At 58.7% G+C, this 20,862-nt stretch carries 18 protein-coding genes; 5 read left to right on the top strand and 13 right to left on the bottom strand.

The annotated features are described in order from the left end of the window. Positions 1–67: 67 nt before the first annotated feature. Positions 68–1,270: an amidohydrolase family protein gene (locus tag FFI94_RS31140; protein ID WP_138873783.1), complete on the bottom strand. Its 1,203-nt coding sequence runs from the start codon at positions 1,268–1,270 to the stop codon at positions 68–70. A gap of 131 nt (positions 1,271–1,401) precedes the next feature. Beyond that, entirely contained in the window at positions 1,402–1,824 is a 423-nt protein-coding gene (locus tag FFI94_RS31135) for a hypothetical protein (RefSeq protein ID WP_138873791.1), read from the bottom strand. 400 nt (positions 1,825–2,224) lie between these two features. On the opposite strand from FFI94_RS31135, the gene FFI94_RS31130 reads away from it, so the two are divergent. Next, positions 2,225–3,799, top strand: coding sequence for an AMP-binding protein (locus FFI94_RS31130; protein ID WP_138873790.1), 1,575 nt, complete (start codon positions 2,225–2,227; stop codon positions 3,797–3,799). Between the two features lie 667 nt (positions 3,800–4,466). On the opposite strand, the gene FFI94_RS31125 is transcribed toward FFI94_RS31130, so the two are convergent. The 8 genes from FFI94_RS31125 to FFI94_RS31085 all read right to left on the bottom strand — a co-directional run bounded on the left by FFI94_RS31125 (position 4,467) and on the right by FFI94_RS31085 (position 12,411). Next, positions 4,467–5,195, bottom strand: a complete 729-nt coding sequence (locus FFI94_RS31125; RefSeq protein WP_138873788.1) for a TetR/AcrR family transcriptional regulator — start codon at positions 5,193–5,195, stop codon at positions 4,467–4,469. A 186-nt stretch (positions 5,196–5,381) separates the two neighbouring features. Further along, entirely contained in the window at positions 5,382–6,746 is a 1,365-nt protein-coding gene (locus FFI94_RS31120; RefSeq protein WP_138873787.1) for a cytochrome P450, read from the bottom strand. 4 nt (positions 6,747–6,750) lie between these two features. Continuing rightward, positions 6,751–6,945, bottom strand: a complete 195-nt coding sequence (locus tag FFI94_RS31115) for a ferredoxin (protein ID WP_138873786.1) — start codon at positions 6,943–6,945, stop codon at positions 6,751–6,753. Further along, positions 6,945–7,415 (bottom strand): nitroreductase family deazaflavin-dependent oxidoreductase, encoded by a 471-nt coding sequence (locus FFI94_RS31110; protein ID WP_397495592.1) that lies wholly within the window; start codon positions 7,413–7,415, stop codon positions 6,945–6,947. Before FFI94_RS31110 ends, FFI94_RS31115 begins: the two co-directional genes overlap by 1 nt. A 12-nt stretch (positions 7,416–7,427) precedes the next feature. Then, a complete protein-coding gene (locus FFI94_RS31105) occupies positions 7,428–8,231 on the bottom strand; it encodes an SDR family NAD(P)-dependent oxidoreductase (RefSeq protein ID WP_397495591.1) in 804 nt (267 codons plus the stop codon). Positions 8,232–8,245: 14 nt separating this feature from the next. Continuing rightward, positions 8,246–9,718: an aldehyde dehydrogenase family protein gene (locus tag FFI94_RS31100; RefSeq protein WP_138873784.1), complete on the bottom strand. Its 1,473-nt coding sequence runs from the start codon at positions 9,716–9,718 to the stop codon at positions 8,246–8,248. A gap of 110 nt (positions 9,719–9,828) precedes the next feature. Further along, the gene (locus FFI94_RS31095) at positions 9,829–11,031 is read right to left on the bottom strand and encodes an amidohydrolase family protein (RefSeq protein ID WP_138873783.1); all 1,203 of its coding nucleotides are present in this window, start codon (positions 11,029–11,031) and stop codon (positions 9,829–9,831) included. Between the two features lie 1,062 nt (positions 11,032–12,093). Continuing rightward, positions 12,094–12,411: a DUF4286 family protein gene (locus FFI94_RS31085; protein ID WP_138873782.1), complete on the bottom strand. Its 318-nt coding sequence runs from the start codon at positions 12,409–12,411 to the stop codon at positions 12,094–12,096. Positions 12,412–12,947: 536 nt separating this feature from the next. Here FFI94_RS31085 and FFI94_RS31080 point away from each other — a divergent pair. After that, positions 12,948–13,664, top strand: a complete 717-nt coding sequence (locus FFI94_RS31080; protein WP_138873781.1) for an SDR family NAD(P)-dependent oxidoreductase — start codon at positions 12,948–12,950, stop codon at positions 13,662–13,664. A 603-nt stretch (positions 13,665–14,267) separates the two neighbouring features. Here the strand turns inward: FFI94_RS31080 and FFI94_RS31075 are convergent. The 3 genes from FFI94_RS31075 to FFI94_RS31065 all read right to left on the bottom strand — a co-directional run bounded on the left by FFI94_RS31075 (position 14,268) and on the right by FFI94_RS31065 (position 16,809). Continuing rightward, entirely contained in the window at positions 14,268–15,107 is an 840-nt protein-coding gene (locus tag FFI94_RS31075) for a mycofactocin-coupled SDR family oxidoreductase (protein ID WP_138873780.1), read from the bottom strand. A 94-nt stretch (positions 15,108–15,201) separates the two neighbouring features. Continuing rightward, positions 15,202–16,482 (bottom strand): cytochrome P450, encoded by a 1,281-nt coding sequence (locus tag FFI94_RS31070; RefSeq protein ID WP_138873779.1) that lies wholly within the window; start codon positions 16,480–16,482, stop codon positions 15,202–15,204. 114 nt (positions 16,483–16,596) lie between these two features. Then, positions 16,597–16,809: a ferredoxin gene (locus tag FFI94_RS31065; protein ID WP_138873778.1), complete on the bottom strand. Its 213-nt coding sequence runs from the start codon at positions 16,807–16,809 to the stop codon at positions 16,597–16,599. Between the two features lie 289 nt (positions 16,810–17,098). Between FFI94_RS31065 and FFI94_RS31060 the strand changes: the two genes are divergently transcribed. The 3 genes from FFI94_RS31060 (at position 17,099) to FFI94_RS31050 (ending at position 20,846) form a co-directional block, all read left to right on the top strand. Further along, positions 17,099–18,214, top strand: coding sequence for a phosphotransferase (locus FFI94_RS31060; protein WP_313905582.1), 1,116 nt, complete (start codon positions 17,099–17,101; stop codon positions 18,212–18,214). Positions 18,215–18,390: 176 nt separating this feature from the next. Further along, positions 18,391–19,017, top strand: a complete 627-nt coding sequence (locus tag FFI94_RS31055) for a TetR/AcrR family transcriptional regulator (protein ID WP_138873776.1) — start codon at positions 18,391–18,393, stop codon at positions 19,015–19,017. Positions 19,018–19,280: 263 nt separating this feature from the next. Then, positions 19,281–20,846 carry an ABC transporter substrate-binding protein gene (locus FFI94_RS31050; RefSeq protein ID WP_260684538.1) on the top strand — a complete coding sequence of 522 codons (1,566 nt, stop codon included), beginning with the start codon at positions 19,281–19,283 and terminating at the stop codon, positions 20,844–20,846. Positions 20,847–20,862: the final 16 nt, after the last annotated feature.

Genomic DNA, 20,862 nt, shown 5'->3' with positions numbered 1-20,862 from the left:
TCAACTTCCGGCTTTGCGGTCGCGTTTCGGTCTTTTCTGTTGTTGGCGTGTGGGTTTGGTGGGTTGGTTAGGGTTGTGTGGGTGGGGTGCTGGGGGTGAATCGGTAGAGTTTTTCGGCGTTGCCGCGGAGGAGTTTGTATTGTGTGGTTTCGGGGAGGTGTGCGATTTGTTTGCGGGCGATGTCGATGGAGTTCGGCCAGGTGGAATCGGAGTGTGGGTAGTCGGTTTCGAACATGATGTTGTCTTCGCCGATGAGGTCGATGTTGGCGATTCCGGATTCGTCGTGGATGAAGCAGCCGTAGACGTGGTCTTTGAAGCGTTGTCGGATGTCGAGGTCCATGGGGACTTCGGTGGCGGCGTGGCCTTCGTATTTGACGCCTTTGGCGGCCCAGAAGCGTTGTTTGTCGTAGACCTGTTCGGCGCGTTCGAGGAAGTAGGGGATCCAGCCGATATTGCCTTCGGAGAGGGCGATTTTGAGGTTGGGGAACTTTTCGAAGTAGTCACTGAAGAGCCATTGGAGCATGGTGCCGGCGGTGCGGGTGGCGCCCCAGGTGAGGTTGGCCATGAAGGGGGCGTCGGAGGCGATGGTGGGGAGTCTCGAGGAGGAGCCGACGTGCATGGAGATGACGAGGTCGTTGTCGGCGGCTGCGGCCATGACGGGGTCCCAGTAGCGGCTGGGGTCGTTGATGGTGGGTAGGCCGAGGGGTTCGGGGTTTTCGGAGAACGCGATGCTGCGGGCGCCGAGGGCTGCGGTGCGTTCGATTTCCTTGACGGCCAGTGCGGGGTCCCAGAGGGGGATGATGACGAGGGGGATGAAGCGGCCGGGGTCTGTGGCGCACCATTCTTCGAAGATCCAGTCGTTGTAGGCCTGGAGGCAGCGTAGTGCGAGTTCTTTGTCCTGTGCTTCGTAGAAGATTTGGCCGCAGAATCGGGGGAACGACGGAAAGCCGAGGGAGGCAAGGATTCCGGCTTGGTTCATGTCTTCGAGGCGGGCTTTGGGGTCGTAGCAGCCGGGGCTCATGTCGGCGTAGGTGATGGCTTCTGGGCTGAAGTCTTCGCGTGATTTGCCGATGACGGCGGACAGGCCGCTGGTGGGGACGGATCTGTTTTCGTAGATCCAGGTTTCGGTGGTGCCGTTGTGGACGAGTTTGGGGGCGCGGTCGCGGTCTTTGGCTGCGATGCGGTCTTGCCAGAGGTTGGGTGGTTCGAGGATGTGGTCGTCCACCGATATCAGCCAGTTCAGGTCGGGTGTGGTGTGTTGTGAGGTCACCTGGTGGTTTCCGTTCGTTGGTCGAAGGAAGGGTGTGTGTGAGGTGTTTGGAGGGTTGTTCTCGTTATTGTGAGAATCACACTCTCGTACGGTATAGAACGTAGTTCCCGTTGGCAATGGGCTGCCGTTGGTCAGGTCGGATGGGCCGTCGACACTTCTGCAGCCTTGTCAGCAGTGCGTTGCATGGCATTCATGCACTGCTGCAGGGCGAATGCCGGGTTGAATTCCAGATGGTTGGTGGGTTCGTCGTACTTGAGGACGTGGCCAGCGGGAATGAAGTAGACCTCGCCGGCCGAGATCACTTCGTCTGGCTGATCTGTGTTCGGGTACACCGCAGTAATGGCACCTTCAAACACGTAGCCGTAGTGCGGGCAGGGGCATACGCCGCCGGGGAGACCTCCGATTCGGTTGAGATCGGTGGTGTCCACAGGGGTTTCAGTGGTGGTGTAACCCACTTCCATATCTCCCCACTGCGTTGAACGGAAGCGGCCATTGGTCGCGGGCCATCGGCCCCCGCCGCCATTGGGTAGATCGGCAGGCTTTGCGTGTGGCATTGAAGTTTCCTGTTCGTTGGCTTGGGTGTTGTTTCCGGTCGAATTCCGGCGGACTGGATGCGAATGGTGGTCCTAGTAGAAGAGAATTATCTTCTCTCGCAAGAGAATGTAATACATTTCGGGTGCCTCTAAAACGCTTCGCGCTTATCCGCAGGCTGGCAGTGGGTCCCCGTAAAATGGGCAGATGCCGATTGTGTAGATCGGCGGAAAAGACTCGTGTTCTCGCCGTATCTAGAGTATCGTTCTCGAATTGGTAGATCAAGGTTCTCGACCTGGTGTCCCCAGTGGAGGTCGCGCACTGGCGGATTGCCGAAACCGTAGCTTAAGCGACTGGTCGCAACACAGTTGGCAGCCAAAGTGGCGGAGCCGCTGGACACTTCGAAGGAGGATTTAGAGCTCCATGCGCACTATCCCGGTTGAGTTGAAGCGGCAATATGAATCGATGGGGTGGTGGACAGGCGACTCCCTCGGAACAATGCTCGCCGACGGACTGCAGGCCAACTCCAACGTCACGTTTCGGGTTCATTCGGTCGTTCGCCCCTATGAGGGGACATTCGGCGATGTCGAATCGATTGCACGGAAGCTAGCCACAGGGCTCAAGTCCCGCGGTGTTGGGCCTGGCGATGTCGTGGTCATGCAACTGCCTAATTGGATGGAGGCCGCGGCGACATTCTGGGCATCAGCGTTCCTCGGCGCTGTAGTCGTTCCCCTGGTGCATTTCTACGGCCCGAAAGAACTGAGGTTCGTTCTGGCTGACACCAAACCTCGGGTATTCATCACCGCGAACGAGTTCGGCCGCATGAAATATGATCCCGAGGTCAGTGCGGACGTTCCGATTGTCGGTGTGGTCGGTGCCGGATTCGAAATTCTCCTCGACAACGAACCCATGACCGGCACGCTCGAGGTCGACCCCGCGAGGCCGGCTGTCATTGCGTTCACGTCCGGGACTACCCGAGACCCCAAAGGGGTCGTTCACAGCCACCAAACGCTGGGCTTCGAAACCCGTCAGCTTCTTGCAAACTATCCGGCGGACCGCGGCGCTCAATTGACCGCGCTCCCGGTAGGGCACTTCATCGGTATGGTGAGCGCGCTCCTCACCCCCGTGCTCGAGGGCGTGTCGGTAGATCTGCTCGACCAGTGGGATCCTGCCCGTGTGCTCGAATTGATCGACAGCCACGGTGTGGCGATCGGCGGTGGCCCCCCGTACTTTGTTACCAGTTTGCTCGAGCAACCCCAGTTCAGAAGCGATCATTTGAGCTATCTCCGATACCTGGGGCTTGGTGGGTCCTCGGTGCCCGGCGCGGTGACTCGCAACCTCGCGGACCTGGGGATCTGCGTGACTCGCTCGTATGGCAGCACTGAGCATCCATCGATTACGGGCTCACGAAACACCGATCCGGAAGACAAGCGCCTGTACACCGACGGCAAACCACGACTCGGCGTCGAGATTCGATTGGGGGAAGACGGCGAAATCTTCAGCCGTGGACCGGACCTCTGCCTCGGCTATACCGACAACACTTTGACCGCAAGTGCTTTCGATGCCGATGGCTGGTACCGCACCGGAGATGTCGGCGTTCTCGACGGCGATGGTTACCTGACGATCGTAGATCGTAAGTCCGACTTGATCATCCGCGGCGGCGAGAACATCAGTGCAGTGGAGGTTGAAGACGTGTTGCTGTCGATGCCAGCCGTCGCGGAGGCCGTGGTAGTAGCAGCGCCCGATGCTCGACTCGGTGAGCACGCCGCCGGAGTGGTTCGCGTGCGGATCGGACATCGTGTGCCGACGTTGGACGATGTCCGCGCCCACTTCGACTGTGCCGGAATGGCTCGGCAGAAGTGGCCTGAGGAGCTTTTCGTCATTAAGGACTTTCCACGCACAGCCAGTGGCAAAGTGCAGAAATATGCTGTTCGTCAGGACATCCCGAAAATGCGGGCAGAGATTCAAGCTCTCCAACCAGAGCCTTCGGGTCACTAAACCGGGAATATAGACAACAATGATCCGGCAGGTTGTCGACGCTGGTGCCGGCTCGGTGATCCTGCCATGATCGTGCACTCCCGAGGCTCTTGACGTGGCGTTCTCCCGGTGCCTCACTGCCGCACTGCAGTGGCGCTTTCAGGGAATTGAGGTTCACTGCGTTAGTCCCGGCCCGGTCATGCCGTGGGTATCTACCGATGCATGCTTCACCGTTAATACTCGGAAGCTCGACAACGGCGTGATCGCTGATGATCTTGTTGCGCAACGAGGAGAAGTACACCGCCTTGACGTTGGTCGACATTGGCGCGACTGTATACGGCGACATGGAAGCGGTCACAGTGAGCGACGACGCGCGCATCGGCACAACCCGGAGGGCATGGGGTGAGGAAAAGGTTGTGTCGCGAATTAGCAATAAGTTCGATACCAAATGGGGTGTGATTCACGGCGACACCCGTCCAGGAAGTCTCGTTCTCGACTCGGCAGGACAACCGGCGCTTGTCGATTGGCAGCTCGTGCCGCTTGGAGCGTGTTCGAGAGTGCTTTGAACAACCTCTGTAAGTCATGAACATATTTAAGTTCACGTGGGCCACGTTCGTTGCCGGGATGAACCAGACAGCCATCCCGGCAACTCTTCTACCGCAGGAATTTGGGCGGAAGCGCTTCGCTATCAGCTTTTAGTCGACTGCCGTTTCGTGGCACGGCGACGAGGGGAACTTGGAGGGCGTCCACGGTCCAGTGCTGCTTTGCAAAATTCCCAAAGGTATTCGGTTGTCTGCTCGGCGTCACCGCTGATAACACCGAGGGCAATTTGATGGTAGAACGACATCACGAGGTTCTGAACGATCTTCGCATCGCGTTCAGCGTCGACGATATGGAGGACACCTGCCTCCGCGGCGTTGCGCAGAACACCCTCCATCAGGATGAAGTACGGCGCTGTCACCAGAGCAACGTCAGCGGGGTGATCCACCTGGAGACGAAGGTGCTCTCGGACTATGGCCGCACCCATCAGCGTTCGCTGCTTCGAGGCCCGCGCTGACGCTGCGCCGACGATCAAGGAGCGAACCTTCTCCAACGGATCAGAGATATCGGTAAGCGCTTGCTCGATCTTGTCCACAGACGACCGTATTTCTTCTTCCAAGACTGCCAGCACCAATAAGTCTTTGGTCTCGAAATGCCGGTACACGGTTTGGAGCGCCACTCCTGCCCGGACACTGACCTGCTTCATCGTGAACTGGAAGCTACTTGTCTCACTGAACAACTGCCTGCTCGCCGCGATGATCTCGCGGGCTGTGACGAGTTGGCGGGTGGCAGTTTTCTCTTGCGCGCGATAGGCAGAGCGATCGAGCGCGCGCGACTCCCATCCAGCTTGCGCCCGACTGTCTGAATCGTCTTTCATCTATGACCACCCTTAATTGTTGTGTCCCGTCGACCCTAAACCGTCAGCTGCATCTTTCCTGCCAGCGAATCACCAAGCGGAGCTACATTACGCAGTGCGCGTTGGTCTCGATCAATCTGGTCGGGAAGACGGAAGCCGTAGTCGGTCCGCGGATAACCACAACAGAGTCGGCCCTGTACCTCGGCCTCATTTATTCGAGACCGCGCCCGGTTCGGCGAGGCGCTGTTCGTCGATGATGGTCTGGAGTTTTCCGAGGGTTTCGTCGAGGCCGGCGCCCAAGCGTGGGCTGGGAGTGAAAGTGGCCGGGAGGTTCCGCATTCCCTGGATAGTGCCGATCGATTCGTAATGCACCGCACCTGCCGGGTCACAGAGGTAGTCCGGCATCCGGTCGAGTACCGCGAGGAGCATCCGTTTGAACAGCGTACGGGCCAGGTTCGAGCCGATGCAACGGTGCACTCCCAAGCCGAAACTGAAGTGCCGATTGGCTTTACGGAGTAGATCGATTTCGTTGGGGTCTTCGAACATTTCGGGATCGCGGTTGGCCATCGCCCAGGAGAGCCACAGACGTTCGCCCTCCTGGAATTTGACATCGTCGTATTGACAGTCTGCAGCGAAGGTACGTCCGGCCCCGGCAAGGGGAGTGTAGTAGCGCAGGAACTCCTCGGTCGCCGGATTCAGCAGGACGTCGCGGTCTTCGCTAAGGCTTGTGCGCTGGTCGGGATTCTGTGACAGCCATTCGAATGCGTGCGACGACAGCGCGGTCGTGGTATCGAAGCCACCTCCGATGATCAGGCTGAGCACGCCGAGCACTTCCATGTCGTCAGGGTGTTTACCATCGACTTTCGCACGGACGAGCGCATCGATCATTCCGGGGCGAGGCTTCTCACGAATCTCCGTGAGGCTGGACCGGAGGTCTGCTCCCATGGCGCGTTTGAGTTCCCCGATACGTTCCATGTCGGGGGAATTGGGTGGGGTGTAGATAGACGCATGAACTGGTTCGCAGTAGACCTCCCACTTCTCAATCGGAATACCCAGCATTGCGAGCGTGAGCACGGCCGGTACAACGTTCACGAGATCGTCGACGAAGTCGATGGAGCCCGTTTCGATTTTGTCGTCGAGGGTTGCTCGGATCACCTCGTCGATGACAGGGTGCCATTTCTCGATGGCGGCAGGGGACAAGAACGGGTTGAGTACCGCACGATACTCGCGATGTTCGGGTTCATCCATTTCGGCGATGCCGCCCCTGATGTTCGTCACGTTCGGTGCTGTGGGGATGGATATACCTTTGTACCCCTTACGTTTTCCCCTGACGTCGTGGTCGCTCGAGATGGCCTGGGAGCGTGCCAGGGTGAAATTTGCGGCAGCACTGGCGGCGACCCAGTGGCCGCCGTGGGTGTCGGACCACGCCACCGGACACTTCGACTGCATTTCCTCGGTGATACCCACAAAATTGTCGCGGTAATGCGGGCCATGCCGTTCGAACTGGAACGCAGGTTTTCTCCGGCTGTCGTCGGATACGACACTGGCGGGTACAACATCGTCAACGCTCATGGTGTCAATCCTTCGCTGCGATTGCTTGTTCAGGGCAGGACTTCTGGGCGTTGAGTACCTGGGCGGTCAGGAGTGCAGGAACGTTGCCTGGGGTGGCCGACGCATGCCCGTCAATGTCGCTGAGTTCGAAGACTTCTGGGGCGGCCATCGCGCACAGGGTATGTCCCTGGCAGAGTTGGGGGTCGACATTAACTTTCACTACTTCTCCCGATTCTGTGCAGGTGTGCGGCGTAGGACGATGACAGGAATTTTTCGGTCGGTACGTTGGGCGTAAGCGTTGTAGTTGGGCCACGAAGCTGCCGCCAGATTCCAGAGCCGTGTGTATTCGGCACCTTCCGCTTCGAGCGCCTGGGCAGTGAAACGGTCATCCTGGACTTGCACGCTCACACTGGGGTCAGTGTTCAGGTTTAGATACCAGTTCGGATGTGTGGGGGCTCCGCCTTTCGAAGCGATCACGATGAGATCGTCACCGTCGCGCGCGTAGATCAACGGGGTTTCTCGCATCAATCCACTTTTTCGTCCGAGCGTGGTCAACAGTAAGCACGTCACGCCATTCCATTCGTGCCCTTCTCGGCCGCCGGTCTCTCGGTAGCGTTTGACGTGTTCCTCGTTGAGTAACAGCAGATTTGGTGCTTCGTAGTCTTTTTCACCTTGATTGCCGGACATCATCGACTCCTCGATCTATTGCGCTACGTATCCACCGTCAACAGGCAAGATGACGCCGGTGATGTTGCGTGCGTTGTCCGTTGCAAAGAACAGCGCGGCCTGTGCGACGTCTTCCGGTGTGATATTTCGGCCTAGCGGGTGTTGCCGAGCCACCCGCTCGAATGCTGCGGGCTGTTCTGCTGAGCCAACGCCGGGGATATGCATGAAATTGGTCGTCGGCATTCCAGCCGGACACACCGCGTTGACACGGATATCGAAGGGAGCCGATTCGATCGCAACTGCTCGGCTGAGTTGAATTACCCCACCCTTGATTGCTCCGTAAACCGTTCCACCCCAGCCGACCAAGCCTGCAACGGAGGCCGTGTTGATTATCGACCCCGCGGTTTTCTGCGCCCGGAATTGCAGTACCGCGTGTTTGGTCCCGAGGAAGACGCCCTTGAGATTGATGGATACGAGTCGATCGAAATCGTCGAGGGTGTGGTCCTCGAATCTGAGACCAGGACGTGGTGTCGAGACGCCGGCGTTGTTATACATCACGTCCAACCGGCCGTACTCACCTACAGTCGCTTTGATCGTTGCCTCGATGTCGTCCTCGGAACTGACATCGCAATGGACGGAAACCGCACGCCCACCGGACTCTTCGATCAGTCGTACGGTTTCCTTGGCCCATTCGTCTCGAACATCCGCGCACACGATATTGCCGCCCTCCCGTGCGAACAGAAGCGCCGCGGCGCGACCGACTCCCGAACCGGCTCCGGTGATGACAATCGACTTGTCTGTGAGCTGCATTTCCGAGATCTCCTTGGTTGTCTTGAACATGGCGGATTCTCCGATCACCAATTGCTGACGCTGAGATGCTTGATCTCCTGGTAACCGCGCAAACCATCGACGCCACGCTCGCGGCCGAGGCCACTTTGCTTGTAGCCACCCGAGGACGCGTACGCACTCGCCGCGAGGCCATTGACATTGACTGCGCCGGCGCGGATTCGGGTTGCAACCTCGGTCGCCTGAACCAAGTCTGGACCGAAGACCTGACCGGAAAGCCCAAAGGGCGAGTCATTGGCTATCGCGACAGCCTCATCGATCGTGTCATAGCCGATGACGGTGACGACAGGACCGAAAATCTCATCCTGCGCTGCCGGATTCGAGTTGTCCGGGACGTCGAGGATGGTCGGCTCGAAGTAGAACCCTCGGGGTAGTGACTTCGGACGACCACCGCCGGCGACGACGCGGCCGCCGTGCGCGACAGCGTCTTTGACGTACGTTTCACAGCGTTCCCGCTGGCCGGCCGAGATGAGGGGCCCTACAAGTGTTCTCGGATCGATCGGGTTGCCGACCGTCAATCGCGATGCTATGGCAGCACCCTTCTCGAGTACCTCCGCCTTGCGGTCGTGGGGCACGAGCATGCGCGTCGCCGCAACACAGGCCTGGCCAGCATGGTTTGCGAACACAGTGGGGAATCCCGCGGGTGCCCGGTCCACCGCATCAGGCAGGTACAGCTGTACAGACTTACCGCCCAGTTCGAGCATCACCCGCTTCGTTGTCGCGGAGGCTTGTTTCATGATCATTCTTCCGACTGCCGTGGACCCGGTGAAACTGATTTGATCGACCGCCGGATGAGAGGTCATCAGTGCGGAGCCTTCGAATCCGCTTTCCACCACCACGTTGAGGACACCTGCCGGAAGTCCTGCGGCCTCGGCTGCATCGCCGAAGACCAACGCAGACAACGGAGTGAATGGACTGGGACGAAGCACGACGGTGTTGCCCGTCAGTAAAGCCGGGAAAACCTTCCATGCATTGATCCAGAACGGATAGTTATATGCCGAAATGCAGGACACGACACCGACAGGTTCGTACGTCATCACGCTCAGTGCCACTGAGTTCGACGAGATCGCATCACCTAGAGGCCTGGGGCTGTATTCCTGTTCCGGCAGAGTCAGATACAGGTCGACTGTCTGGCGCATTTGCAGAATTGCTTGATCCAATTGTGCCGATCCGAGCATGCGCGCCGTCGCTCCGGCCTCCTGACGAAGGGTCTCGGCTAACTCATCGCGATGTTCTTCGAAATAGTCCAGCATCCGAAGTACGACTCGAACACGGTCTCGTCGATCGGACCCCGTCCAGGTGTCGTCGTCGAACGCATCGCGCGCAGCGCGCACCGCATCCTGGACTTGCCCGATCGACGTGGTTTCGACGTCCGTGACGGCGTCCTCGGTCGCAGGGTTGACTACCGCCAGCGGATCACCCTCGCCCACCACGAACTTTCCGTTGATGTAGGGCGCTCTGGTGCTGATGATACTGCTCATGGGGCTCCTCTTGACGATGCGAGATCGCCGGCCGGAGATCGCCTCAACTTCCGGCTTTGCGGTCGCGTTTCGGTCTTTTCTGTTGTTGGCGTGTGGGTTTGGTGGGTTGGTTAGGGTTGTGTGGGTGGGGTGCTGGGGGTGAATCGGTAGAGTTTTTCGGCGTTGCCGCGGAGGAGTTTGTATTGTGTGGTTTCGGGGAGGTGTGCGATTTGTTTGCGGGCGATGTCGATGGAGTTCGGCCAGGTGGAATCGGAGTGTGGGTAGTCGGTTTCGAACATGATGTTGTCTTCGCCGATGAGGTCGATGTTGGCGATTCCGGATTCGTCGTGGATGAAGCAGCCGTAGACGTGGTCTTTGAAGCGTTGTCGGATGTCGAGGTCCATGGGGACTTCGGTGGCGGCGTGGCCTTCGTATTTGACGCCTTTGGCGGCCCAGAAGCGTTGTTTGTCGTAGACCTGTTCGGCGCGTTCGAGGAAGTAGGGGATCCAGCCGATATTGCCTTCGGAGAGGGCGATTTTGAGGTTGGGGAACTTTTCGAAGTAGTCACTGAAGAGCCATTGGAGCATGGTGCCGGCGGTGCGGGTGGCGCCCCAGGTGAGGTTGGCCATGAAGGGGGCGTCGGAGGCGATGGTGGGGAGTCTCGAGGAGGAGCCGACGTGCATGGAGATGACGAGGTCGTTGTCGGCGGCTGCGGCCATGACGGGGTCCCAGTAGCGGCTGGGGTCGTTGATGGTGGGTAGGCCGAGGGGTTCGGGGTTTTCGGAGAACGCGATGCTGCGGGCGCCGAGGGCTGCGGTGCGTTCGATTTCCTTGACGGCCAGTGCGGGGTCCCAGAGGGGGATGATGACGAGGGGGATGAAGCGGCCGGGGTCTGTGGCGCACCATTCTTCGAAGATCCAGTCGTTGTAGGCCTGGAGGCAGCGTAGTGCGAGTTCTTTGTCCTGTGCTTCGTAGAAGATTTGGCCGCAGAATCGGGGGAACGACGGAAAGCCGAGGGAGGCAAGGATTCCGGCTTGGTTCATGTCTTCGAGGCGGGCTTTGGGGTCGTAGCAGCCGGGGCTCATGTCGGCGTAGGTGATGGCTTCTGGGCTGAAGTCTTCGCGTGATTTGCCGATGACGGCGGACAGGCCGCTGGTGGGGACGGATCTGTTTTCGTAGATCCAGGTTTCGGTGGTGCCGTTGTGGACGAGTTTGGGGGCGCGGTCGCGGTCTTTGGCTGCGATGCGGTCTTGCCAGAGGTTGGGTGGTTCGAGGATGTGGTCGTCCACCGATATCAGCCAGTTCAGGTCGGGTGTGGTGTGTTGTGAGGTCACCTGGTGGTTTCCGTTCGTTGGTCGAAGGAAGGGTGTGTGTGAGGTGTTTGGAGGGTTGTTCTCGTTATTGTGAGAATCACACTCTCGTACGGTATAGAACGTAGTTCCCGTTGGCAATGGGCTGCCGTTGGTCAGGCGGTGGAAGCGAGCCAACGGCAAGAGTCACCAGGAAGCGTTGCGCTGCTTAAAGAGGAGGCTCTCGGATGTAGTTTCACGGCAGGTTCTGCGCGGCTTTGAGATCGCCCTTGCGGTAGGCCCGGGGGAGGGGTAAGCAGGGGCGATATCGTCCTACGCGGCCGCCTGGCACGCCGCACTTCGGACAAGTCATTTCCTGAACGGCCGATCTACGTGGCCATCGGTATCACTGCATCCGGGAACGATACATAGTGGGTTTGTGGGCCGGCGACGGCGATGAAGGCGTCAAGCCTCGAGCTCGGCGCCGAGATAAAGATTTGGGGCACCGCAGATTGTGGGCGTCGTAGTCTGCGATGGTCTTACAGCTCGTTCTGATGCATGTGATGCTTTGTTGGGCAACCAGAAACGGTGTTCCTCGATGGAGCATGTTCAATACCCGCGCGATTGGACAGAAGTGTGGTCTCCAGTTGGCCACGGAAATATTTCGCCGCGGCACGAGGGGTGGGTATAATGTCCCCGATAGCGCCGTGCCGTGGGCGATCGTGACGAACTTGCCGGCAAACCTTTCGAAAAGTCATTAACCTGAATGTTTATGCATCCCAGTCGATGCCAGGACAGACAGCGTTCCCGGTGACTCTCTCCGAGACACCGCGTGCGCCAGTCGCCGGGTGAGCCCTATCGGCGAGTGCTGCGCTCATTGCAGCGAGATCGCTTTCGAACACGTAGTGCGCACCGTTGCCCGTAGAACCCCCGCGACGTCCACTGGCAGTCGGTATCGGTCCGCATTGATACAGAACACGCGTCGTTAATAGCCTGGCGCCAGCCCGGTTAGTTGGCAGTACCGCTCCAAACCGGTCTGCGGCGAGTTGGTTTGCCGGCCTTGCGGAAATCCGTTAAGAACGGTGCCATCGCTGCGTAGCTACGTCCTTAATGGGACGTGCTGCCGTCAATGGTTTGGAAGTACTGCTGGACCGGTGGTGGATCAAGCTGTACAACGGTCGGTCTGTCGATGTATCCCTCGAAGAAGGCAGCTCTCAGATTAGCTTTCGCAGTGGCGATATCGGTGTCGATCTCGTAGAGCGCCACAAAACTGGTGCCGTCTTCGGTCTGAAGGCGACGTGCGGAAACGAATCCTTCGACTGCCAGGATCGCAGGGATATGGACTTCGTCGTACCACCTGTGAAACTCGGAGATGTCGTCGAACGAGATGGGCCGACTTTCAACGAGCATGATTCCTGTGGGCATATGCCGTCCTTTTCGATTACTTTGAATCGCCCGGGAAGTCCGGTGACCTTCTATTTGAGAACTGCGCGATCGGCTGAGTTCTGTATTCACAGTAGTGGAGCGTCTCAAGCTCGGCCAGAGGCATTTTCCCGCAGTGCTCGTGCAACCTGTTGGTTGACCACTCCCCCGCTCGAATGTGGGGATTCCGCGTGTTCAGCCTACGGCCGGTACCCTGTTACCGAAGGCGTTCGAGTTGCAATAAACGGCCAATCATCTCCATCAATCGGCTGGCTGGGCTACCAGGGGCGCGGCTCTCGACGAAAAGAACGATCGACGAAGGTTTCCAGTTCTGTATCGGCTTTTCTCGACGGAATCCGGCCACGAGAAGCCGACCAGATCGTGATCGACGAGCTGCTGTCGATGTGAGTGCGGTCAGCGTCGAATCGCTTGGTACACAACCAGTCACTGCTTCGAGTTGATATCCTCAGCAATGGTCTTCGCAGTAATCATGAAGGCGATTCGCCGTTCAATTCGATCACAATAAGCAATGAGGTCATATGTATGTCCTGATCACCGGTGGCGCCACCGGCATCGGCAAGGCGATAGCCGCAGAGTTTCGAAGTATCGCAGGCACGGACATCGTCATCACAGGGCGAACCGAGAGCGCTCTGCAGGCGACGGCCGCGGAACTAGACATCAGCTATGTGGTGTGCGACCACTCGAGCCCTGAAGACGTATCGCGTGCCGCGCAGCGCCTACCTGCGGATCTCGATGTAATCGTCAACAATGCAGGGGGCAATGCCGGGTTCGACAAGGAGGCCCAGACCGGACTCGCAGGCGTGCAATCTGCATGGCTCGAGAACTACGTTGCAAACGTCCTCACCGCTGTGCTCACAGTTGGTGAGTTGGGTTCACGTATCAACGACGGCGGGCGAATAATCAACATCGGTTCTATCGCTGCGGAGAACGGATCCGGTTCCTATGGTGCCGCGAAAGCTGCGGTCGGTTCATGGACGGTCGGCCTCGCAAAAGAGTTCGGCCACAGAGGAATCACCGCCAATACCATCGCTCCCGGATACATTGGCGACACCGATTTCTTCAAAGGTCAGCTGACTCGAGAAAGGGAACGCGATCTGATCTCGCTTACGCAGAACGGGCGACGAGGTACCCCTGCCGACATAGCAGCGGTTGCGCGCTTCCTCGCCTCGCCCGGCGCCGCGCACATCACAGGTCAGACACTGCACGTGAATGGTGGGGTACACACCACGCGTTGACGTCCCCACGGATGGGCACACCGGGTTCAGCAAGAGGGGTGCCGAACCCGGCGACGAAAGGGTCCTACCCTCAGAGGGGGATGGTTGTGCCGCGGTAGATCTCGTCGAGGTAAGGGACTCCTCTGCCGAGATGGTCCTCATCGGCGGTGCTTCGACGGAGTAGATCGCCGTGCTACAGAGTTCGATCCCGCATGGCCGGAAACATGGAAGGTGGACACCATGCGGATCCGGGTGACTGCACTACGGTCCGTTGATCGCGTTACGGGGTCGCCCATTAAGCCGTCCGTCCCGGCGATGCCGACGCACACGGTGTATCCGCTGTCGATGTATCTGCTCAGAATGGGCGCAGAGCAGAGTGTTCTGCGGCGACATCGGCCCGGACCTGGAATCAAGGACCCGACCTACTCATTGCTAGCGAGGACACCGCCGCGGGGCAGATCGCCGGAGTTGTGCCAAACGGCGGCAATCGGGTTTCCCATGACAAGCCACTTGACGACGTAATTAGGGAAGCCCGTCGATCTGGGTGTCTCTTCTCTTCCGAAACCGCCTGCTGCGGAGTGAATCCACAGCAGGAGTCGGCGACCTACCAGCTGCCGGCTGTTCTTATTTGAGCATGCCGCCGGCGTCGACGGTGAGCGGAAGTCCCGTCACATAACGGGACTCGTCCGAAGCAAGGAACAAAACGGCATTACTGATGTCGACGGTCTCCACCCAGCCAACCGGCAGTACATGCATGGATCGTGCCGCAACGGCCATGTCTTCCTCGGTGGGATTCTCGAGGTCCGGACGGAACATCTTCATGGTGGCGTCATGCATGAACATCGGTGAGTTGACGTTCGTGGGGTGCACCGAATTGGCCCGGATCGAGTACTGACCGAGTTCGATGGCGAAGGAACGCGCCAGGCCCACCACACCGTGTTTCGCAGCGACGTATGGTCCGATGTTCGGATGTGCCTTCAGGCCTCCGACCGAGCTCGTCAGAATGATCGAGCCACCGTTGCCACCCGCAATCAAGTGAGGGACACCAGCTTTGACCGACTTCCATACGCCGGTCAGGTTGATGTCGATCATCTCCTGCCATTCGCTTTCGTCAACCTCGTCCAATCGCTTTCCTCCGGTGCCTATTCCGGCATTGGCGACAATGATGTCGAGGCGACCCAGCTGTTCGACACCATCGTCCAACGCTGACTTGACAGCACCGAAGTCGCGGACGTCGACCTTCGCAGTCACGATGCGACGGCCGAGTGCTTCGACCAGTCTTACTGTTTCCACCAAGTCTTCTGGGGTCGCCGGGGCAATGGACGAATCCGGCTGGATGGGTCCGCAGATATCAATTGCGATGATGTCTGCGCCCTCTTGGGCAAGCCGAACGGCGTGACTGCGCCCTTGCCCACGGGCCGCGCCCGTGATGAATGCGACCTTTCCTTCAACTCTTCCTTGCATGAAGAACCTTTCCAGTTGCACATCGCGCATTTCGCCCGATGAGAGTTTTGATGTGACCGGTCTCGGCCGTGCGGCCAATTTGAGTCGTCGGCAGTTACGGTGCCGCTGTGAACTCGATGTTGAGTTCGGCGAGTCCGCGCAAGAGGAACGATGGCTCGTACGTGTACGTGCGATTGTCCGTTGGTCCGTGCGACACCTCGCTGATCTTGAAGTCCTGCATCCGGTCGAGGAGACGGTTCAGGGTTACGTGACCCTCAACTCTCGCCAGCGGTGCGCCTGCGCAAGTGTGCAATCCACGACCGAATGCCACATGATCATGAAGGTTCTTGCGATCCAAGCGAAACTCGTTCGGATTCTCGAATTTTCGCGGATCCCGGTTGGCGCCGGCGAGGCTCAACATGACGATTGTTCCTGCCTTGATGTCCACACCACCGATGGTCGTGTTCGTACGCGCCAATCGGAAGTCAACCTTGGTCGGGCTGTCGAAGCGAAGCGACTCCTCCATGAATGGCCTGATGAGGGCTCGGTCCTCGCGGAGCATCTTTTCGAACTCCGGACGATCGCCGAGCATGCGCAGAGCTGAGCTGAGAAGCTTCGTGACGGTTTCCTGCCCGGCACCGAACAAGAAGGTCGCGGGGCGTACCACCTCCATTAATTCAGGTGTCGAACCGTCTGGGTAGGTAGCGGTTGCCAAACCGCTCAAAATATCGTTCTGGGGATCGCGGCGTCGTTCCTCGAGGTAACCCTTGAACTTCTCATCCAGGTAGGCGAGGGGGTTCACCTCGACTGGTGTGTGGTCGAGCGCACCCACGGTGTGTGGGGTTTCCGATTTTGCTGCCAAGATGCGCCGAAACTCCGGGCGCTCGGATTCCGGTACGCCGAGCAGATCCGTGATGGCGAGTGTTGCGAACGGTTTGGCGTACTCGCCGAGGAATTCGCAGCGTCCATTTTCGATGAACTCGTCGATCTGGGCATCTGCGAGCTTCCAGATGTACTCTTCGTTCTCTTTCAACCTCTTTGGAGTGAGGAGTCGGCCTAATAGGGAGCGGGCCATGGTGTGCTCTGGCGGATCCATGACCACTATGTGCTCGGCGATCGGGAACAGATGGCGATGCGCGTTGATCTGCGCGGTGATGTCGTCGCCTTCCGGCTCGAACGGTAAGGGGGGAAATGGACCACCGATGGCGTTGACGGCCGACAGCGACTCTGAGTTCTTGAAAGCTTCGATCACTTCCGGGTGGCCGGTGACGATGACGACGTTGTGGTGAGGTTCGCGGTAGACGGGATTCTGCTCTCTGAGAGCAGCAAAATACTCAAACGGGTTCTGAGCCAGTGATTGGTCGGTGAAGTAGTCGGCAGATGCTAGATCGGTCATGAGATTTGCGTCCCTTCGAGTTTGGGAAACCGGGGCCGGCATTGCTCTGGCCCGGGGTCTGGTTGCGGGGCAAAGATGTTGAACATGAGATTGGGGATGGAGGTATGTTGGCTCTCAACATTTTTCAATCCAGCTGATGGCCTGACGTGGGCACCCCCCAATGGCGGCTCGAACCTGCGTTATCTTGGATTCCGGAGGATTGTCATCGCACGTGGCGACATCGTCGGCGTCGCTGAGTTCGAAGATCTCTGGCGCGATCTCGACACACAGCGCGTGAGCTTCGCATGCGTGAGGGTCCACATGCAGTCTCTTCTGTGATGGCGTCAATTGGTGTCCTCTCGAGCGGCATTGCCATTTCGGTAGCTGCCACTGCCGAATCGGGCGCGCGTACCTGGTTGTAGTCGATGGCCGGAGCGTTGTGGAGTAGGGCCGAGGGGCTGAACCGCGTCTGCAGACGTCATGAAGCGGCAGCCCGGTTCGGGGCCGACTTTCCCATCAAGTTTCGAAAATCCTTGGAGTATCGGCTCAACGAGTATTACATTCTCATTATGAGAATACAACGTTCTACCCCATGCATGGGAGTTAATGATTGTGAATTGGAATCGCTTGGAGCTGCGTGGACAGTGAGCGCACGCGCGAAGTCGGTTCGGTCATGAAAGCAAGGGTCCCCGACACGCTCGAAGAAGCGCTATCGCCGCAATGGTTGACCACCGCCTTGCAACCCAGTTTTCCGGGAGTTGCCGTCCGTGAAGTGATTCCGGGTCCGATCGTGGATCGGGTATCGACCAATGCGCGCTTCACGATCGTGTGCGACGGGGAGATCCCCGAGGGGCTGTCGCCTAGGTTGTGCGTAAAGGGATACTTCAACGAACAGGGCCGCGAGGCCCGGTTCGTGGGGGAGCGAGAGGCCTATTTTTATCGGGACCTCGCGGCGGAAAGTGGTGTGCGAACGCTAAGGAGCGTGTTCGCCGACTTCGACACCGAAGCCCGTCACGGCGTCGTGGTGACCGAGGATATCGTGGCGGACGGAGGCTCTTTCTTGGACGCCGCCAGTCACATCACCCCAGACCGGGCGGCCGATAGCCTGAGTCAGTTCGCCAAACTGCATGCCTCGACGTGGGGCAATCCGAAATGGGCCGACAAACACTGGCTGGACTCGAATTTGGCGGGTGCACTGCGGGCCTGGGGCGATGATGCGATCACCGCTCGGATAGATGCCAATTTCCACGGCCCCAACGGTCGGCGGGTTCCGGATGAGGTCAGCGATGCGCCCCGCCTTACTAGCGCGTACAGTTCGCTGGTCACCACCATCGAAGCTGAGCAAGCATCTTCAGAGTGGTGCGTAATTCATGGCGATGCCCACATCGGGAACACGTTCCTGGATCCCTCGGGGGCATTGAATCTGGTCGACTGGCAACTCGTACAGCGTGGAATGTGGTATCTCGATGTCGGTACACACATCGGCACTGCGTTGACCGTGGAGGACCGTCGCAGCAGCGAGAAGGATCTCCTGTGGCACTACCTCGATTGTCTGGCGTCCCATGGCGTCACTCCTCCATCGCGGGATGTGGCCTGGCGAGCACTTAGTCGAGGGATACTGCGTGGGCTATTTCTTTGGGGGATCACAACCAAGGTTGACCCGACACTCATCGAGATCCTGCTTCACCGCCTCGGCACGGCTGTTGCTGACCACGACGCGCTATCGCCTGAAAAGTATTTGGCACCACTGTGAAAGGGTATAGAGCCACAAGTGGTCTGCAGCCATCTCATATCACTCCGCATTGAAGTGGTGTAAGACTGGTGCGGGCCAACGCTCTTCGTTGAGGCGTTGCGGTGCTGAGTGGGCTGATGGGGTGGCGGACTCCTTCAATGGGCCTGCAGACGCGGCCGCAGGCTAGAATTCGCAGCATGTCCCGAGCTGAGGAGAGGTCGTCTGCGGTCCAGCGATCGCGGAGTCGTGCGGCTGACCAAGTGCGGTCCATTCTCGAGGCTGCTCAGTGTCTCATCGAGAAAAAAGGTGACACGTTCACGACGCAGGAACTCATTAAGGAAGCCGGTGTCGCGCTCCAGACCTTCTACCGCTATTTCACGAGCAAGGACGAACTACTGCTTGCGGTGATTAGTAATGAGATGAAAACCGCCTGCGCGCTGTGGGAGGAGGCAGCTGCTGAGTTCGACGATCCGTTGGACAGGCTCCGCTTCTACGCCGGACACATTTTGGGCACGCTGGGGGAAGATCCTCGCCGCGACGCGCTCGCCCGGTTTGTCATAACTACCCACTGGAGGCTCCATCGGTTGTACCCCGCGGAGCTCGCCATGGCCGACAAACCCTTTGTTGACCTGTTGCACAAAGAGATTCGATCCGCGAGGGACCGCGGGCAGTTAACCACCACCGCAGCAGAGAGCGACGCCTGGTTCATTGCCGAGCTCGTGCGGACGGTGTATCACTACTGGGCCTATGCCCCAGTGGAACACGATGATGCAGAGGAGCGCTTGTGGAATTTCTGCCTTCGCGCTCTCGGTGGAACGCCGTAGTACGTAAGTCTTTGTACGGGAACGAAATTCGTCTGAATGAGATCCGATAGTTCCAACGCTTGTCTTGAATGCGCGCCCAAGCATATGGTGGTGTAGCTCACTTCAACTGATTCCGTGCATCGCTAAGTTGTTGGCGCGTCGGATGTTCCACACCTTCTTGGGGCACGCAAGATTGTTCGCCTCCTCGCCTCCAGATCGCCTCCAAGCATTTAGCCCATCCGGCCACCCCCTATGAAAGGCTTCCCATGTCCCACCATGTTCGCATGCCGAGATTAAGGTTCGCAGTCCTCTCCGTGACCGTACTGATGCTTGTAGCTGCCTGTGGGGGCGGAAGCGAGACTGCATCGGGCGGTGCGCCCTCTGAAGAGGGTGAACCGATTGCGGGGGGAACGGCTCAGGTTCTCCAACACGCCGAACCCCAATCTCTTGATCCCGCAGCACTTTCCAATACCTGGGCGCATATGGCCACGCTCGGCAATGCGCTGTACGGGACTCTCATTACCAACGACAGTGCCACGTTGGACACTCAGTACAAGATGGCTACGGGTTTCGTTACCACTGATGGTGGAAAGACCTTCGATCTGACTTTGCGTCCGGGGCTGATGTTTACCGACGGCACCCCGCTGGATGCGGCTGCGGTCAAGGTCAACTGGGACAGGCTCAAAGACCCCTCGCTCGGATCGAATTCGACACGTTACGCGGTCCTGGTCGCGAACACCGAGGTAGTATTACCCGATGTCATGCGGGCGACTCTGGTTTCGCCGAACCCACAGTTTGCCGAGACCGTGGTTGCCTCGTCGATGAATTGGATTGCTTCGCCCACCGCGCTCGAGAAGGGCGTGCAGTCCTACTCAGACAGCCCGGTCGGGGCCGGGCCTTTCAAGCTAACCAGATGGACTCGCCAAGGCGAGATCGAACTTGAGAAGAACCCGGGCTACTGGGATGCACCCAAACCGTATCTCGATAGCTTGACCATCCGCACCGTCCACGACGCGAGTCAGCGCCTCAATGCAGTGGCGACAGGGGGCGCAGATCTCGCTTCGGAGTCATCGATGAACACCATCAACCAGGCCGACGCCCAGGGTTTGGGTTACGAGGTCGTTCCCACCGGTGGTGGCCAGATCATCGCAATGAACCATCAGCGACGCCCTTTCGATGATGTCCGGGCGCGTCGTGCTGTCCAAATGGCCTTGGACACAGAGATTTTGAATACGATAGTCTTCTCCGGACAAAATGAGGTTCCGCAGACCCTCTTCAACGAGGAGTCGGCTTACTACCGCGACATACCGCTCCAGAACGCGAACCGCGAAGAGGCTCAGCGACTGTTCAATGAACTGGCGGCTGAAGGTAAACCGATTGTGGCCACCTTTATGGCGTACCCCACAAGCGATTCGCGCATGCTGGCAGAGGCCGTCCAGGCCCAGCTTAGTGCGTACGAGAACATCGAGGTCAAGGTCGACGTGCGCGATATTGTCGGCGCTACAAGGGCAACGATGACCGGTGACTTCGACTTGACGATCTCGGCCGCGATCGTTCAGGGGCCCGACTTCGCACTCTGGACCGCATTCCATTCGACGTCGACAGGTAATCAGATGGGCGTCAGTGATCCGGAGTTGGATGCAGCCTTGGACAAGGGTCGGACCGCCACGACAGACGCCGAGCGACTTGAGGCGTACACCGAGGTCCAGAACCGAATCAATGCAGTGATACCCGGAGTGTGGTACACCCGCGCGGCTCCTGCCGTTATATACGGAAAGAATGTTCGGGGTGTCGAAATGTACACTCTGGGATCGCCTCTCCCCGAGGATCTCTGGGTAAATAATGGGTAGTCGCGACCGTTCGAGT

The organism is Rhodococcus sp. KBS0724 (genome assembly GCF_005938745.2).
Taxonomy (GTDB): Bacteria; Actinomycetota; Actinomycetes; order Mycobacteriales; family Mycobacteriaceae; genus Rhodococcus_F.
The sequence above is the reverse complement of the archived record's forward strand: the minus strand, read 5'-3'. Positions and strand labels throughout refer to the sequence as shown.

Coding starts and splice junctions, on each gene's coding strand:
- FFI94_RS31135 (WP_138873791.1), bottom strand. CDS start 1,824: ATGCCACACGCAAAGCCTGCCGATCTACCCAATGGCGGCGGGGGCCGA.
- FFI94_RS31130 (WP_138873790.1), top strand. CDS start 2,225: ATGCGCACTATCCCGGTTGAGTTGAAGCGGCAATATGAATCGATGGGG.
- FFI94_RS31125 (WP_138873788.1), bottom strand. CDS start 5,195: ATGAAAGACGATTCAGACAGTCGGGCGCAAGCTGGATGGGAGTCGCGC.
- FFI94_RS31120 (WP_138873787.1), bottom strand. CDS start 6,746: ATGAGCGTTGACGATGTTGTACCCGCCAGTGTCGTATCCGACGACAGC.
- FFI94_RS31110 (WP_397495592.1), bottom strand. CDS start 7,415: ATGATGTCCGGCAATCAAGGTGAAAAAGACTACGAAGCACCAAATCTG.
- FFI94_RS31105 (WP_397495591.1), bottom strand. CDS start 8,231: ATGTTCAAGACAACCAAGGAGATCTCGGAAATGCAGCTCACAGACAAG.
- FFI94_RS31100 (WP_138873784.1), bottom strand. CDS start 9,718: ATGAGCAGTATCATCAGCACCAGAGCGCCCTACATCAACGGAAAGTTC.
- FFI94_RS31085 (WP_138873782.1), bottom strand. CDS start 12,411: ATGCCCACAGGAATCATGCTCGTTGAAAGTCGGCCCATCTCGTTCGAC.
- FFI94_RS31080 (WP_138873781.1), top strand. CDS start 12,948: ATGTATGTCCTGATCACCGGTGGCGCCACCGGCATCGGCAAGGCGATA.
- FFI94_RS31075 (WP_138873780.1), bottom strand. CDS start 15,107: ATGCAAGGAAGAGTTGAAGGAAAGGTCGCATTCATCACGGGCGCGGCC.
- FFI94_RS31070 (WP_138873779.1), bottom strand. CDS start 16,482: ATGACCGATCTAGCATCTGCCGACTACTTCACCGACCAATCACTGGCT.
- FFI94_RS31055 (WP_138873776.1), top strand. CDS start 18,391: ATGTCCCGAGCTGAGGAGAGGTCGTCTGCGGTCCAGCGATCGCGGAGT.
- FFI94_RS31050 (WP_260684538.1), top strand. CDS start 19,281: ATGCCGAGATTAAGGTTCGCAGTCCTCTCCGTGACCGTACTGATGCTT.